The sequence below is a fragment of the Mycolicibacterium psychrotolerans genome (assembly GCF_010729305.1).
GTDB classification, from domain to species: domain Bacteria; phylum Actinomycetota; class Actinomycetes; order Mycobacteriales; family Mycobacteriaceae; genus Mycobacterium; species Mycobacterium psychrotolerans.
Genome location: NZ_AP022574.1, coordinates 4,496,152 through 4,511,235 on the forward strand (window position 1 = coordinate 4,496,152; position 15,084 = coordinate 4,511,235).

At 69.8% G+C, this 15,084-nt stretch carries 17 protein-coding genes; 5 read left to right on the forward strand and 12 right to left on the reverse strand.

All coding sequences use genetic code 11. The annotated features are described in order from the left end of the window. The 3 genes from G6N45_RS21885 to map form a co-directional block, all read right to left on the reverse strand. Positions 1 to 564, reverse strand: a complete 564-nt coding sequence (locus G6N45_RS21885) for an alpha/beta fold hydrolase (RefSeq protein ID WP_057147441.1) — start codon at positions 562 to 564, stop codon at positions 1 to 3. 61 nt (positions 565 to 625) lie between these two features. Beyond that, positions 626 to 1,285 (reverse strand): hypothetical protein, encoded by a 660-nt coding sequence (locus G6N45_RS21890; protein WP_163724630.1) that lies wholly within the window; start codon positions 1,283 to 1,285, stop codon positions 626 to 628. Between the two features lie 20 nt (positions 1,286 to 1,305). After that, on the reverse strand, positions 1,306 to 2,163 hold the full coding sequence (gene map / locus G6N45_RS21895; protein WP_163724633.1) for a type I methionyl aminopeptidase: 858 nt from the start codon (positions 2,161 to 2,163) through the stop codon (positions 1,306 to 1,308). A 22-nt stretch (positions 2,164 to 2,185) separates the two neighbouring features. On the opposite strand from map, the gene G6N45_RS21900 reads away from it, so the two are divergent. Next, the gene (locus G6N45_RS21900) at positions 2,186 to 2,572 is read left to right on the forward strand and encodes a PaaI family thioesterase (protein WP_163724636.1); all 387 of its coding nucleotides are present in this window, start codon (positions 2,186 to 2,188) and stop codon (positions 2,570 to 2,572) included. Position 2,573: 1 nt separating this feature from the next. Here the strand turns inward: G6N45_RS21900 and G6N45_RS21905 are convergent, their stop codons facing one another. The 7 genes from G6N45_RS21905 to dxr all read right to left on the reverse strand — a co-directional run bounded on the left by G6N45_RS21905 (position 2,574) and on the right by dxr (position 10,352). Next, on the reverse strand, positions 2,574 to 3,185 hold the full coding sequence (locus G6N45_RS21905; RefSeq protein ID WP_163724639.1) for a DUF1707 SHOCT-like domain-containing protein: 612 nt from the start codon (positions 3,183 to 3,185) through the stop codon (positions 2,574 to 2,576). 34 nt (positions 3,186 to 3,219) lie between these two features. Then, a complete protein-coding gene (locus G6N45_RS21910; protein WP_163724642.1) occupies positions 3,220 to 5,034 on the reverse strand; it encodes a penicillin-binding transpeptidase domain-containing protein in 1,815 nt (604 codons plus the stop codon). Positions 5,035 to 5,167: 133 nt separating this feature from the next. Next, entirely contained in the window at positions 5,168 to 5,830 is a 663-nt protein-coding gene (locus G6N45_RS21915) for a GNAT family N-acetyltransferase (RefSeq protein ID WP_163724646.1), read from the reverse strand. Further along, complete coding sequence (locus G6N45_RS21920; RefSeq protein WP_163724649.1) at positions 5,830 to 6,693, reverse strand: GNAT family N-acetyltransferase; 864 nt, start codon at positions 6,691 to 6,693, stop codon at positions 5,830 to 5,832. The genes G6N45_RS21915 and G6N45_RS21920 overlap by 1 nt, the downstream gene beginning before the upstream one ends. Positions 6,694 to 6,748: 55 nt before the next feature. Beyond that, on the reverse strand, positions 6,749 to 7,924 hold the full coding sequence (ispG, locus tag G6N45_RS21925; RefSeq protein WP_163724654.1) for a flavodoxin-dependent (E)-4-hydroxy-3-methylbut-2-enyl-diphosphate synthase: 1,176 nt from the start codon (positions 7,922 to 7,924) through the stop codon (positions 6,749 to 6,751). A gap of 11 nt (positions 7,925 to 7,935) precedes the next feature. Beyond that, complete coding sequence (locus tag G6N45_RS21930) at positions 7,936 to 9,174, reverse strand: M50 family metallopeptidase (protein WP_163724657.1); 1,239 nt, start codon at positions 9,172 to 9,174, stop codon at positions 7,936 to 7,938. A 20-nt stretch (positions 9,175 to 9,194) separates the two neighbouring features. Then, the gene (dxr, locus tag G6N45_RS21935; RefSeq protein WP_163724660.1) at positions 9,195 to 10,352 is read right to left on the reverse strand and encodes a 1-deoxy-D-xylulose-5-phosphate reductoisomerase; all 1,158 of its coding nucleotides are present in this window, start codon (positions 10,350 to 10,352) and stop codon (positions 9,195 to 9,197) included. Positions 10,353 to 10,558: 206 nt separating this feature from the next. Between dxr and G6N45_RS21940 the strand changes: the two genes are divergently transcribed. The 3 genes from G6N45_RS21940 (at position 10,559) to G6N45_RS21950 (ending at position 13,368) form a co-directional block, all read left to right on the forward strand. Beyond that, a complete protein-coding gene (locus tag G6N45_RS21940) occupies positions 10,559 to 11,239 on the forward strand; it encodes a fasciclin domain-containing protein (RefSeq protein WP_163724662.1) in 681 nt (226 codons plus the stop codon). Positions 11,240 to 11,300: 61 nt separating this feature from the next. Continuing rightward, positions 11,301 to 11,885, forward strand: a complete 585-nt coding sequence (locus G6N45_RS21945) for a fasciclin domain-containing protein (RefSeq protein WP_057147463.1) — start codon at positions 11,301 to 11,303, stop codon at positions 11,883 to 11,885. Positions 11,886 to 12,024: 139 nt separating this feature from the next. Beyond that, on the forward strand, positions 12,025 to 13,368 hold the full coding sequence (locus G6N45_RS21950) for a cryptochrome/photolyase family protein (RefSeq protein ID WP_163724666.1): 1,344 nt from the start codon (positions 12,025 to 12,027) through the stop codon (positions 13,366 to 13,368). 7 nt (positions 13,369 to 13,375) lie between these two features. Here G6N45_RS21950 and G6N45_RS21955 read toward each other — a convergent pair whose 3' ends face one another. Beyond that, entirely contained in the window at positions 13,376 to 14,224 is an 849-nt protein-coding gene (locus G6N45_RS21955) for a mycofactocin-coupled SDR family oxidoreductase (protein WP_163724669.1), read from the reverse strand. A gap of 60 nt (positions 14,225 to 14,284) precedes the next feature. On the opposite strand from G6N45_RS21955, the gene G6N45_RS21960 reads away from it, so the two are divergent. Beyond that, a complete protein-coding gene (locus tag G6N45_RS21960) occupies positions 14,285 to 14,539 on the forward strand; it encodes a DUF2631 domain-containing protein (RefSeq protein WP_163724672.1) in 255 nt (84 codons plus the stop codon). A 4-nt stretch (positions 14,540 to 14,543) separates the two neighbouring features. Here the strand turns inward: G6N45_RS21960 and G6N45_RS21965 are convergent, their stop codons facing one another. Next, complete coding sequence (locus tag G6N45_RS21965; RefSeq protein WP_163724674.1) at positions 14,544 to 15,077, reverse strand: hypothetical protein; 534 nt, start codon at positions 15,075 to 15,077, stop codon at positions 14,544 to 14,546. Positions 15,078 to 15,084: the final 7 nt, after the last annotated feature.

A 15,084-nucleotide genomic window follows, 5' to 3' on the forward strand; every position in this document is an offset into this window, starting at 1 on the left:
TCACCAGGTGCTGGTGCGCATCACGATCTCGGCCGCCAATTGCGCCGTGGAGTCGGCGGCCTGACGGCGCCCCAACAGGTCGACGATCCGGTACTCGCCGTAGACGAACCGCTGGCTGGCCTTCGCGACGGCCCGCGCCGCGCTCGAACTCACCAGCGCGGTCGTGTTCAACTCCACCGGCGGGCAGTGCTCGTCGCGCACCACGCCGGACAGATCCGCCACTCGCGGATGACCGCGATCGATCACCACCAGACCGATGAACCGATCGAGCCGCGTGGCGGCCAGCTCCCACGCCAGTTCCCCGCCGAACCGGTCCCCCACCAGCAGGGCCCACCGGACCTCGAGCGTGTCGAGGATGCCGATCACCGACTTGGCGGTGAGCCGCGGGTCGGGGCCGATGACAACGGTTCGCAGGGACGCCGTGTGCAGCCGCTGGCAGACGGCTTCGTAGGCGGCGGGGGCCTTCTGCGCCGCGCCGAGCAGCACCACGACCGAACCCTTCTCCGGGCCGGCGACCTCGACGGGCACGCCGATGCCGTCCACGGTGATCATGGGCGAGGGCATTGCGCCACGCTACAGGTCGGACGGGAGTCGGCGGGCGGGTTTTGCCGCTCGCGCGGCGCCGTCACGCTGCCTGTGCGCGTTCGGCCTGTCGGGAGACGACGTCCAGAAAGGTCTGCGGCAGCGTGCCTTTGACCGGAATCGACGGGTCGTCGGTCGGGAACGCGATGCCGAACACGGCCGTGGCGCCGAGGTTTTCGAAGGAGAAGTACACCGTGCTGTCCGCGCCGGCGAGGTGCATGGTCTGCTCGTAGACCAACGCGTCGGGGCGCGGCGTGCTCAGCCTGGTGGTGGTCATCGGGATGCCGGGGTCGGTGGGCGCGAAGAATGTCTGGAACTCGGCGCACCGCGCGGCGGTGGCGGCCAGCCGGTCGAGGTCCAGCGGCCAGGTCAGCACCGTGATCACCATACGGGCGCCGTCGTAGGCGGCCACGTACTCGGCGGCGCTGCCGGGACCGCGCTGCGCGCCGGCGGCGATGTCGCGGGTGAGCCCGTCGGTGCAGCCCTCGGGCTTCGACAGCATCGGCGGCGGACCACCCGCGCCGTCGGCCGTGCCGGGGTCCTTGGTGATGCGCTCGTAGTGCACGCCGGGCGGGAAATCGGCGGCGGTCAGCAGCGCCCGGTCCAGACGCGCGCCGGGCCAGGTGGCGGTGCCGGTCACCGTCGGCGCGCACCCGCCGAGCAGCAGCAGGGCGACCGTCGCGAAGGCCGCCCGCCGGATCATGGCTTCAGGCTACCGACGCCTCAGGCCTCGGTGAGGATCTCCGCACCGGAGTCGGTGACCACCAGGGTGTGTTCGAACTGGGCGGTCCACTTCTTGTCCCTGGTCGCCACGGTCCAGTCGTCGTCCCAGATCTCGTAGTCGAGGCTGCCGAGATTGATCATCGGCTCGATCGTGAAGGTCATCCCGGGCTCGATCACGGTCTGCACCGAGGGCTGGTCGTAGTGCAGCACGACGAGTCCGTTGTGGAATGTGGTACCGATACCGTGACCGGTGAAATCGCGAACCACGTTGTAGCCGAACCGGTTCGCGTACGCCTCGATCACCCGCCCGATCACCGAGAGGGCACGGCCCGGTTTGACCGCCTTGATCGCGCGCATCGTCGCCTCGTGGGTGCGTTCGACGAGCAGCCGGTGTTCCTCGGAGACGTCGCCCGCCAGGAAGGTCGCGTTGGTGTCGCCGTGCACGCCGTCGATGTAGGCGGTCACGTCGATGTTCACGATGTCGCCGTCCTCGATGACCGTCGAGTCCGGGATGCCGTGGCAGATGATCTCGTTCAGCGAGGTGCAGCAGGACTTCGGATAGCCCCTGTAGCCCAGCGTCGAGGGATAGGCGCCGTGATCGACCATGTACTCGTGGGCGATCCGGTCGAGTTCGTCGGTGGTGACGCCGGGGGCGACGGCTCTGCCCGCCTCGGCGAGCGCGCCCGCGGCGATCCGGCCGGCCACCCGCATCTTCTCGATCACCTCCGGGGTCTGCACCCACGGCTCCGAGCCCTCCTGCGCGGTCGGCCTGCCCACGTACTCGGGACGGGGAATCGACGCCGGCACCGGCCGTGTCGGCGACACCGTGCCGGGCCGGAGGGCGGTCCGTACAGACATGACGCAATGCTAGCGTTCGGCGATGGAGGTCACCCCGGGACACCTGTTCGCCCAACTGAACTTCCGCGACGTGGAGGAGTCCGACGAGCGGATGGTCATCGAATTGGACAACCGTCCCGATCTGACCAACCGCCGCGGTGCGCTGCAGGGCGGGCTGGTGGCGACGCTGATCGACGTCGCGGCGGGCCGGCTGGCGGACCGCCGGGTCGGGCAAGGGCGCGATGTCACGACGGCGGACATGACGGTGCACTTTCTGGCGCCGGTCCTCGAGGGACCCGCCCGTGCCGAGGCGACGGTGGTGCGCGCGGGTCGGCGGCTGTCGGTCATCGCGGTCGACGTCACCGATGTCGCCCGCGACCGGCTGGCCGCGCGGGCCACCCTGAGCTTCGCCGTGCTCGACAGCCGGTAGGTCAGTGGCCCCTCCGGGGCAGCCCCACCCGCCAGGACTTCTGCGGACCGCGGATGTCGACCGAGCCGCACACCACCTTGCCGGTCAGCACGACGTGTGGATTACCTTCTGCCGGAGCGTCTTTGCGATGGTCGGTGGCACTGCCCACGGTCACCTCGACGTCGTCGATCGAGGCGCTGGCACCGTCGGGGAGCCGCAGATCCAGGCCGCCGAACTTCATGTCGAGCTCGATGATGACGATCGGACCGGCGAAGCGGGCACGGGTCAGGTCGAGGTCCACCGAGCCCATCCGCCGGTAGAGGGCCAGCCGGGTGGGCACCACCCACTCCCCCTGGCGTTTCAGTGAGCCCATCACGCCGCGCAGTTCCACCCGGTCGGCCGCGGACGCGACGATCGCCCCGGGGCCGGGCAGGTCGCCGATCAGCACGTCGAGGTCCGAGGGCAGCCGCGCCCGCGACACCATCGCCGAGCGTTCCTCGAACTCCTGGATGTCGATCAGGCCGAGTGCGACGGCGTTGTGCAGCCGGCGCAGCGTGCCGTTGCGGTCCGCGTCGGAGATCCGCATCTCGACGGGCATCTCGGCCGGCAGCCTGCCGTGGTTGATATCGGTCATGACCGTTCCACGGTACCGCTGGCCCGTACCGCCGTCAGGCCTGGTAGTCGGGCGGCAGCGAGTCGAGCATGCCCTTGAGCATGCGCACCGCGTACTCCGAACTGCCGCCGCCGACGATCAGGGCCGAGAAGGCCATGTCCCCGCGGTATCCGGTGAACCAGGAATGCGAGCCGCCCGCGAATTCCGCCTCGCCGGTCTTTCCGCGGACGTCGCCGGCCCCCTGCAGGTCCTTGGCGGTGCCGTTGGTCACCACCAGCCGCATCATCGGGCGCAGGTTGTCGACCACGCTGGGCGGGATGGGCTGACGATCCCCGGTGATCTCGGTCTGGCGGCCTGCGATCAACCGCGGCACCGGGGTCTGACCCGCGGCGATCGTCGCGGCCGCCAGTGCCATCCCGAACGGGCTGACCAGGACCTTGCCCTGACCGAAACCGTCCTCGGTGCGCTCGGTGAGGTTCACCGTGGGCGGCACCGAACCGCTGACCGTCGAGATCCCGGCGATCTTGTAGTCCAGGCCGATGCCGTACTGCGACGCGGCCTGGGTCAGGCCCCGCGGCGGCATCCTGCTGGCCAACTCGGCGAAGGTGGTGTTGCAGGAGCTGGCGAAGGCCCGCGACATCGGCACGGTGCCGAGGTCGAATCCGCCGTAGTTGGGCACCGTGCGATGTCCGATGTCGAGGTGGCCGGGGCAGCCCAGCAGCGTGTTGGGGGTGGCCATGTCACGTTCGATCGCGGCGCCCGCGGTCACGATCTTGAAGGTCGACCCCGGCGGGTAGAGGCCCATCGTGGCGATCGGTCCCTCCCGGTCGGCTGCCGCGTTCTGCGCGACGGCCAGGATCTCGCCGGTCGACGGTTTGATCACGACGATCATGGCCTGCTTGCCGGTGACGTCGACCGCGTTCTGCGCGGCGTTCTGAACGGCGCGGTCCAGGCTGATGCTCACCGACGGGGCGGGCGTGCCGGGCACCTCGTTGAGGACGTCGACGTCGACCCCGTTCTGGTTCACGGTGACGACACGCCAGCCCGGGGAACCGTCGAGTTCGTCGGCGACGGTCTTTCTCACCTCGTCGACGAGCGCAGGCGCGAAGTGTTCGTCGGTGGGCACCATCTCGGGTTGCGGGGTGATGACCACACCGGGCAGCGCACCGAGAGCGCCGAGGACTGCGTCGTGGTCGGCTTGGCGCAGCGTCATCAGGTTCAGGGGGCCCTTGGTCGAGCTGGCCTGCTCCGCGAGCCGCTGCGGGTCCAGCGTGTTGTCGAAGCGACGCAGCGCGTCGGCGACGGTGCGCGCCGTCGGCATCAGGTTCTCCCCGGCCGCCTTCGCATCGAGGGCGAAGGCGTAGCGGTATCCGGGCACCAGCACGGTGGTGCCGCCGCGCTCGTTGACCGAGGCGCGGGGTGGCGCGTCGGCGCGCAGCGCCAGCGTCTGGTTCTCCCCCAGCCGCGGGTGCAGACCGGTGGCGCTCCAGCGCACCTGCCAGCGGCCTTCGTCGCGGACCATGTTCAGCTGCCCGTCGTAGGTCCAGGTGCGGTCCTTGGGCAGGTGCCAGGTGTAGCGGTAGGCGATGCTGCCGGTGTCCTCGGCGTACTTGGAACTGAGGATCTGCGCGTCCAGGCCGGTGGCCTGCAGACCGGCCCAGGCCTCGTTGAGCGCGGCACGGGCGTCTTCGGGACGGTCGGAGAGCGCGGCGGCGGCGCCCGTGTCACCGGTGGCCAGCGCGGCGAAGAACTCCTCGGCGGTGGGCTCGGGACCGTTGGGCCGCGGCGTGCAGGCGCCGAGCGAGAGGACCAGGACGACGACCGCGACGAGCGATGTCGCAGCTGATACGGATGAGACCTTTGTTGCCATTGGGACAGATGTTAAGAAATAACGATCCGGTTTCGGCGGAGGCGCACCGCGTCGATACGCCCAAACCAACGTTTGGGCGCGAAAGAGCGAGAAGTAGCCGCCTTTTCGTCGATCTCGGCGGGACGGACGGCGGTTACGCGCCGGCGGCGGGGGTGCGTACCACCAGCGGGGCCGCCGGGAAGTAGGCCGCCATCTCCGAGCGCGAGGTGCGCAGCGCCGCGGTGCCGTAGCCCTGCTTGCGGTGCTCCGGATGGATCCAGATGCGCACGTCGACCTCGCCGCCGGAGAGTTCCCCGAACACCATGCCGACCTTGGCGGTGCCGACCTCGGCGACCAGCCACGCCGCCTCCTCGGCGGCGACCCGGCCGACGGCGTCGCGGATCTCGTCGCCGAGATCGCCCGGCGGGGCGTCGGTGCCGTCACCGGCCGAACGCATGTCGCGGGTGCGGGCGGCGAAGATGTCGCGGTCGGTGTCGGGGCTGAACGGCCGCAGCCGCAGGCGGCGGGCCGAACCCGGCGTCTGCTCGGACGCGGGAGTGCCGAGCTGACTGGTCAGGGTGTCCAACTCGGCGGCGATTCGGCGCCGCGACACCCGGGTCAGGCGGTCGAATGACAGTCGCAGCACGGCTTCGGCGGCGTCGGCCGACGTGGCGAGCAGATCGGCGAGCGCCTCGATCGCCGCGTCGTAGTCCTCGGAGGCCACGACGGCGTCGAGTACTTCGTGCCGGCGTTCCAGTGCGGCGACCATCGCGTCGGCGACGACTTTGCGCTGCACCGCCGCATCCTGTTCGGCCATCAGTCGAGCAGCACCGTGGCGAACGAGGCGATCTCGGTGAACCCGATGCGCGCGTAGGTGGCGCGGGCGACGGTGTTGAAGCTGTTGACGTACAGACTCGCGATGCGGCCGCTGCCCACGACGGCCGCGGCGACGGTGGCGGTGCCCGCGGTGCCCATGCCGCGGCCCCGGAAGTCGGGGTGCACCCATACACCCTGGATCTGGCCCACCGCCGGAGACTGTGAACCGACCTCGGCCTTGAACACCACCTGTCCGCGGTCGAATCGGGCCCACGCCCGCCCGGACGCGATCAGTCCGGCGACCCGGCGTCGGTAGCCCCGGCCGCCGTCGCCGATGCGGGGGTCGATCCCGACCTCGCCGATGAACATGTCGATCGCCGCGACGAGGTAGGCGTCGAGTTCCTCCATGCGCACCTGTCGGACCGCCGGGTCGACGGCACATGCGGGTGCGGTGCCGAGCGCCATCAGCGGTTGATGGGCGCGCACGTCGCGGGCGGGCCCCCACACCGGCTCCAGCCGCTGCCACATCGGCAGCACGAGCTCGGCACGGCCGACCAGCGACGAGCACCGCCGCGACGTGCTCATCGCCTTGTCGGCGAACGCATTCAGATCACCTGCGGCACCGCGCAACGGGATGAGATTGGCCCCGGCGTAGCACAGGGATTCGCTGGCGCGCCGCCGCGTCCACAGTTCGCCGCCGATGGCCGACGGCTCGATGCCGTGCTCGGCGACGCGGGAGGCGACCATGCAGGAGGCCACCGGATCGTCGTCGAGGACCTGACGGACGGCGGTCATGTCGCGGAGGTCGCGCACCACCGACACCCTTCGCTCGTCAACGAGGCGAAAAAGCGGAGGAGCCGACATCTGGACTCTTTCTGCGACGACCCTTGGCATCAGGCCCCGTGCACGGGACCCTGACTCAGCTTACGGTCACAACCGGCGAACCGCTGGCATCCTCGGAACCTTGGGCCGTGTCCATCGCTTCCATTTCCGAGGCCAGCCGCATGGCTTCCTCGATGAGCGTCTCGACGATCTGGGCCTCGGGCACCGTCTTGATCACCTCGCCCTTGACGAAGATCTGGCCCTTGCCGTTGCCGGAGGCCACCCCGAGGTCGGCTTCACGCGCCTCGCCGGGTCCGTTGACCACGCAGCCCATCACCGCGACGCGCAGCGGCACGTCCATGCCCTCGAGGCCCGCGGTCACCTCGTTGGCCAGCCTGTAGACGTCGACCTGTGCACGCCCGCACGACGGGCACGACACGATCTCCAGACCGCGGGGCCGCAGGTTCAGCGACTCCAGGATCTGGTTGCCAACCTTGACCTCCTCGACCGGCGGCGCGGAGAGCGAGACGCGGATCGTGTCGCCGATGCCCTTGGACAGCAGGGCGCCGAACGCGACCGCCGACTTGATGGTGCCCTGGAACGCGGGGCCGGCCTCGGTGACCCCGAGGTGCAGCGGGTAGTCGCACTGGGCGGCCAGCTGCTCGTAGGCCGCGACCATGACGACGGGGTCGTTGTGCTTGACGCTGATCTTGATGTCGCCGAAGCCGTGCTCCTCGAACAGCGACGCCTCCCACAGCGCGGACTCCACGAGCGCCTCGGGGGTGGCCTTGCCGTACTTCTGCAGGAATCGCTTGTCGAGCGAGCCGGCGTTGACCCCGATGCGGATCGGGATTCCGGCGTCGCCTGCGGCCTTGGCGACCTCGGCGACGCGGCCGTCGAACTCCTTGATGTTGCCCGGGTTCACCCGCACGGCCGCACATCCCGCGTCGATCGCGGCGAAGATGTACTTGGGCTGGAAGTGGATGTCGGCGATCACGGGGATCTGCGACTTCTTGGCGATGGCCGGGAGCGCGTCGGCGTCCTCCTGACGCGGACAGGCCACGCGGACGATGTCGCAGCCCGACGCGGTCAGCTCGGCGATCTGCTGCAGCGTGGCGTTGATGTCGTGGGTCTTGGTGGTGCACATGGACTGCACTGAGATCGGATGGTCACTGCCCACGCCGACGTCGCGCACCATCAACTGACGGGTCGTGCGGCGTGGGGCCAGTACGGGCGCCGGAGCGGCAGGCATTCCTAAACCGATGGAGGTCATCAGAGCTTTCCCTATTGGAACAACCTGATCGGATTGACCAGGTCGGCGGTCACGGTCAGCAGCATGTAGCCGACCACCAACACCAGCACCACGTAGGTGGCCGGCATCAGCTTGAGATAGTTCACCGGGGCGGCGGCGACCTTGCCGCGCGCGGACCGGAACAGGTTGCGCAGTTTCTCGAAGACCGCGATCGCGATGTGGCCGCCGTCGAACGGCAGCAGCGGGACGAGGTTCACCGCGCCGAGCACGAAGTTCAGCTGGGCGAGGAAGAACCAGAAGGCCACCCACAGGCCCGCTTCGACGGTGTCGCCACCGATGATGCTGGCGCCGACCACGCTGATCGGGGTTTCCGGGTCGCGTTCCCCGCCGCCGATGGACTGCACCAGCGCACCGACCTTGGTGGGGATCTTGGCCAGCGACTTGCCGAGTTCGACCGTGAGGTCGCCGGTGAACGCGAATGTCGCGGGCACCGCGGAGAGCGGGTTGTACTGCGTCGGGCCGAAATTGGCCGCGGTGACGCCGATGGTGCCGACATTGGCCGGCGCCGGTGCGGCGCCGTCGCCGCCGGCGATGTAGCGCTGGCTCGGGGTGACGTTCACCGTCGTGACGAATTCGCGGGTCTGCCCGTTCTCGTCGCGCTGCACGGTGATCTCGGTCGGCCCGTTGAGTTTGCGCACGGCCGAGGACATTTCGTCGAAGTTCGCCACCGCGGTGTCGCCGACCCTGACCACGACATCGCCGGCTCGGATGCCGGCGGCCGCGGCCGGGCTGGCCGTCACGCACTCACCCAGGGTGCCCTGGGTGACTTCGTCTTTCACGCACGACGTCTCCCCCACCATCGCGTTGGTGGGCTGGTGCAGGTTGGGCAGTCCCCAGATGATCGCGATCGCGTAGATCAGCACGAGGCCGATGACGAAGTTCATCCCGGGGCCGGCGGCCAGCACCGCGACGCGCTTCCACGTCTTCTGCCGGTACATCGCGTAGGGCCGGTCCTCGGGGTCGAGCTCCTCGACCGACGTCATGCCCGCGATGTCGCAGAAGCCGCCGAGCGGCACGGCCTTGACGCCGTACTCCGTCGAGCCGAGCCGGTTGCGCCGGTAGGTCGACCACAGCGTCGGGCCGAACCCGACGAAGTAGCGGCGGACCTTCATCCCGGTCGCACGCGCGACCCACATGTGGCCGCACTCGTGCAACGCCACCGACAGCAGGATGGCGAGTGCGAAGAGCACGATGCCGATCGCGAACATCATCTGGTGGGCCTCTACTCCTGCTAGTCCCTGGTACCTGCGAACTCGTGCTCGACGGCGCGCCGGGCGCGGTCGCGCGCCCAGTCCTGTGCGTCGAGGACGTCATCCACGGTAGCTGGTTCGGCGGCCCACTGGTCAGCAGCGCGCAGCACGTGCTCCACGGTGCGCACGATCGCGGGGAATCCGATCCGACCGGCCAGGAACGCCGCGGCCGACTCCTCGTTGGCGGCGTTGTAGACCGCGGTCAGGCATCCGCCGCCCACGCCGGCCTCGCGGGCGAGTGCGACCGCGGGGAACACCTCGTCGTCGAGCGGTTCGAAGTCCCAGCTCGACGCGGTGGTGAAGTCGCACGCCAGCGCGGCCCCGGCGACCCGTGACGGCCAGCCCAGCGCCAGCGCGATCGGCAGCTTCATGTCGGGTGGACTGGCCTGGGCCAGCGTCGAGCCGTCGGTGAACGTGACCATCGAGTGCACGATCGACTGCGGATGCACGACCACCTGGATGCGGTCGTAATCGACCCCGAACAGCAGGTGCGTCTCGATCAGCTCGAGGCCCTTGTTCACCAGCGACGCCGAGTTGAGCGTGTTCATCGGCCCCATGGACCACGTCGGATGGGCTCCCGCCTGCTCAGGTGTGACGTGTTCGAGCTGCTCGGCGGTCCACCCGCGGAACGGGCCGCCGGAGGCGGTGAGCACCAGCGCGGCGACCTCGTCGGCGGTGCCGCCGCGCAGGCACTGCGCCAGCGCCGAGTGCTCGGAATCGACCGGCACGATCTGGCCGGGTGCGGCCGCCTTGACCACGAGGGGTCCGCCGGCCACCAGTGACTCCTTGTTGGCGAGCGCCAGGCGCGCGCCGCTGGCCAGCGCCGCGAGCGTGGGCTGCAGGCCCAGCGCACCGACCAGGGCGTTGAGCACAACGTCGGCCTCGGTCTCATTCACCAGCCGGGTCACCGCGTCGGGTCCGGCATACGGGACGTCGCCGAGTTTCTCGGCCGCGCGGGGGTCGGCGACCGCGATGTTCGTGACGCCGGTCTGAGCCCGCTGGGCGGCGAGCAGATCGGTGTTGCCCCCGCCGGCGGCGAGGCCGACGACTTCGAACTCGTCGGGGTTGGCCGCGATCACCTCGAGGGCCTGGGTGCCGATCGACCCCGTGCTGCCCAGGATCAGTACGCGTCGCGTCACCCGTTCATTGTGCCGCGCCGGACGGTGGAGGCGTGAACCGCGCAGCGGGATCGATGCCGGCTTCGATCTTCGACCCCGCACCGCCGCAATGATGTGACGCGATTGTGACGTGGCGTGCGTCTCACCCGTCCGGCGGGTGAGGAAGCGCGAATGCCTGGCGTGAAGGGCGGGCAACGGTGTCCGCCCCCGACAGGAAGAGTCACGTGATGAAGACGGTTCACCGGAAATCGATCGCTGCTGCCGGCCTGGCGGCTGTCGCGATGTTGGGCGTTGCCGCCTGTTCGAGCGAAACCTCCTCCAATTCAACGGAGTCGACGAGCACGTCGACAGTCGCCGAGGCAACCTCGTCGGCGACATCGGCCGCACCCACGAGTGCCGCGGCCAATCCGGCTGCCAACCTCATCGGTTCGGGCTGTGCCGCCTACGCCGAGCAGGTGCCGTCGGGCCCCGGTTCCGTGGCCGGGATGTCGACCGCTCCGGTGACCGAGGCCGCAGCGAACAACCCGATGCTCAAGACGCTGACCCAGGCGCTCTCCGGTCAGCTGAACCCGAACGTCAACCTCGTCGACACGCTCAACGGCGGCGAGTTCACCGTGTTCGCCCCGACCGACGACGCCTTCGCCAAGATCGATCCGGCGACCATCGAGACGCTGAAGACCGACTCCAACCTGCTGACCAGCATCCTCACCTACCACGTCGTGCCGGGCCAGGCTGCGCCCGATGCGGTCGCCGGTGAGCACAAGACCGTGCAGGGCGCGAACCTGACGGTGGCCGGCGCGGGGAACGACCTGAAGGTCAACGACGCCGGACTGGTCTGCGGCGGCGTGAAGACCGCCAACGCCACGGTGTACATGATCGACACGGTCCTGATGCCCCCGGCCGCCTGATCCACAGCTGCTGGAACTACCGAAATCACTGTCAACCAACATCTTTGAGGAGAGCGACATCATGATGGACAACGCACGACGAGTAGCCGGCATCGGCTTCGCCGCGGCGACCGCCGCCGGGCTGATCCTGGCCACCGCCCCGATCGCGGGAGCACAGCCCGCAGGCCCGGGGTGCGCGGCCTACGCTGCACAGGTGCCCACCGGACCTGGTTCGGTACAGGGCATGTCGATGGCGCCGGTCGCCGAAGCGGCGTCGAACAACCCGCTGCTCAAGACGCTCACCGCGGCCGTCTCGGGTCAGCTCAACCCGCAGGTGAATCTCGTCGACACGCTCAACGGTGGCGAGTTCACCGTCTTCGCCCCGACCGACGAGGCGTTCGCCAAGATCGACCCGGCGACGATCGACAAGCTGAAGACCGACGCCCCGCTGCTGACGAACATCCTGACCTACCACGTGGTTCCGGGACAGGCGGATCCGACGAAGGTCGTGGGCACCCACAAGACGGTGCAGGGCGCCGATCTGACGGTGACGGGCACCCCCGATCACCTGATGGTCAACAACGCATCGGTGGTGTGCGGTGGAGTGAAGACCGCCAACGCGACCGTGTACCTGATCGACACGGTGCTGATGCCGCCGGCGGCCTGACCGCCGCTCTGGACAGAGGGTCCCCCGCCTAATCCCCCCGACCGGGCGGGGGATCCTCGTCGGCCGTTGCACAAGCCGTCATCATTCCGTCCGCAGTTCACCTGTTTCTCCTTCCGGTTTCCGGGGCAGCATCATTCCCATGACCGCCGTGATGTGGTTCCGCCGCGACCTGCGGCTCGACGATCTGCCCGCCCTCCTGGCCGCCGCCCGCGACGACGGAGCCGACGGCGAGGTGCTCGCCTGCTATGTGCTCGACCCGCGGCTCGAGGCCTCGTCGGGGCCGCGTCGGCTGCGCTACCTCTACGACGCGCTGCGTGATCTCCAGGAACGCCTCGACGGTCGGCTGCTGATCACCCGCGGCGACCCGGCATCCCGAATCCCGTTACTGGCCAACGCCGTAGACGCGCACGCCGTGCACGTATCCGACGACTTCACCCCGTTCGGCCGGCGTCGCGACGACCAGGTGCGCGAGGCCCTCGGCGACATCGATCTCGTCGCGACCGGCTCCCCGTATCTGGTCTCCCCCGGTCGGGTCACCAAGCCCGACGGCAGCCCGTACAAGGTGTTCACGCCGTTCTTCTCCGCCTGGCGCAAGCACGGCTGGCGGCCGCCGGCGGAATCCGGACCCGACTGCGCCCGGTGGGTCGACCCGTCCGGTGTCCGTGGTGCCGACCCCGTCGACATCCCCGACGTCGGCGTCGAGCTCGAGGTGCCCGCCGGTGAGCAGGCCGCGCGCGGTCAGTGGAAGCAGTTCCTCGCCGACGGGGTGGCCGGCTACGCCGATGACCGCAATCGGCCGGACCTGGCTGCGACGAGCAAGATGTCGGCACACCTGAAGTTCGGTGCGATCCATCCGCGCACGATGGCGGCAGACCTGCGACGCGGCACCGGAGAGACGGCCTACCTGCGCGAGTTGGGGTTCCGCGACTTCTACGCCTCGGTGCTGTACGCATGGCCGCGCAGCGTGTGGTGGAACTTCAACAGCGCGTTCGACGCAATCGAGGTGGATGAGGGCGAGGACGCCGAGAAGGCATTCGAGGCGTGGAAGGCAGGCCGGACGGGTTTCCCGATCGTCGACGCCGGAATGCGCCAACTCGCCGCAACGGGATTCATGCACAACCGGGTGCGGATGATCGTGGCCTCGTTCCTGGTCAAGGATCTGCACCTGCCGTGGCAGTGGGGCGCCCGCTGGTTCCTCGACCAACTCGTCGACGGGGACATGGCCAACAATCAGCACGGCTGGCAGTGGGCTGCCGGCTGTGGCACCGACGCGGCGCCCTACTTCCGGGTCTTCAACCCCACCACCCAGGGCACCAAGTTCGATCCGTCCGGCGAGTACATCCGGCGCTGGGTGCCCGAACTCGCCGGCGTGCCCGACGTCCACAAACTCGACGGGCACCGACCGGAGGACTACCCGGAGCCGATCGTCGACCACGGCCAGGAACGCGCCGAGGCGCTGCGCCGCTACAACAGCCTGGGTTGACGCCGGCTCACTTGAGGAGCAGCCCCGCATCCACCGGCAGCGCCACGCCGGTGATGTAACGCCCTGTCGGCGCGCACAGGAACATCACCGCGTCGGTCACGCTGCCCGGCTCCATCATCGGCAGGGTCATCAGCGGCCGCTGCGACTCCCCGAACGACGGGTGCTCGGCGACGAAGCCGGCCATCGCCTCGTTGATCACCATCGGGGTCGCGACACCGCCGGGGTGCACCGAGTTGACGCGGATGTTGCGGGCGGCCAGCGACGTGGCGAAGTGCCGCATCAGGCCGACGACACCGTGCTTGGCGGCGGTGTAGCCGGCCGCGCCATGGGTCATGCTGTCGAAATCGGTGCTGACGGACTTGAATCCGGCGGCCGAACTGGTGAGGACGATCGCGCCGCCGTCGGGGTTGCGCAGCAGCGCCGGCAGCGCGGCGTCGACGGTGAAGTAGACGCCGTTGAGCAGCACGGCCACCGCGTCGGTGTACGCGGTGATGTCGCGTCCCTGCGCGCCGGACGCGGGCAGGATGCCCGCGTTGGCGAGCACGAAGTCGAGCCGCCCGAACTCGGCGAGTCCCCGGTCCACGACCGCGGCGAGCCGGTCGCGGTCGCGGACGTCTGCGTGCTCTGCCACGATGCGACGGCCGGTCTTCTCGACCAGCCGCACCGACTCCTCGAGGTCCTCCGGGGTGGCCATCGGGTAGGCGACGCTGTCGAGTTGTCCACACAGGTCGACCGCGATGACGTCAGCCCCCGCTTCGGCGAAGCGGACAGCGTGCTCGCGGCCCTGCCCGCGCGCGGCGCCCGTAACGAAGACCACCTTGCCGGCGAAGAGTCCGTCGGCCTGCTGCGCTGCCATGACCGGCCAGCCTACGGCCTGTGTCAGAATGGCCCCAACAACGAGACCGGAGGAGCAGCTGTGGCAAGCACCGAGGTGGAGCGACACACGGGTGTCGACGTCGAGGACGTGCCGTCCGCTGGGTGGGGCTGGTCCAAGGAGAATCCGCGGCTGCAGCAGGTCGGTGGCATCCTCGCCGCGGTGTTCCTGCTTCTGATGATGCACGGCAACCATCAGGGTCACGTCGAGGACTGGTTCCTCCTGGCCGGCGCCCTCCTGCTGCTCGGCTTCGTGGCACGCAGCGTCTATCTCGGCCGCAACCGCGACACCCGCTAGCGACTCACACCGGACAGAGCAGGCGTAACGCCGGCGAGCGCACCCGGTACAGCGCCTCCGCGTCCTCGCCGCGCGGCGCCCGGCCAGCGGCCGTCAGCGCGTGCCCCTTGAATGCCCGCGCCGCGGCACTGACCGGATGCGTGATCGGTTCGAGACCCTGCCCGGGCCCGGCCTGCGCCGGCCGGCCCCACGCCAGGATCTCGACGACGCCGCCGCGGGCGATGCGCGCCAGTTCGTGGCGCAGCCGCGCGTCGTGGGCCAGCAGATCCGGCGCGACCGCCACCACCGCCCCCGGCGTCAGCGCCCGCAGCGCCGTCGCGATGTCGACGGCCGCCGCCGTGCCGGTGGTGCCGAGGATGGCCAGCGACCGGGACGTCTCGCAGCCCGTCGCGACCACCGTCACGTCCCAACCGGCGCGCGCCCGGTCGCACAGGAAACCGCCCGCGGCCTCGACGAGGTCGCCGACGTCGGTACCCAGAACCAGTAGCCGATGCCGGCACCAGCCGTCGGATCTCGCCGGGAACGTGCGCGCGCTCATCCCACAC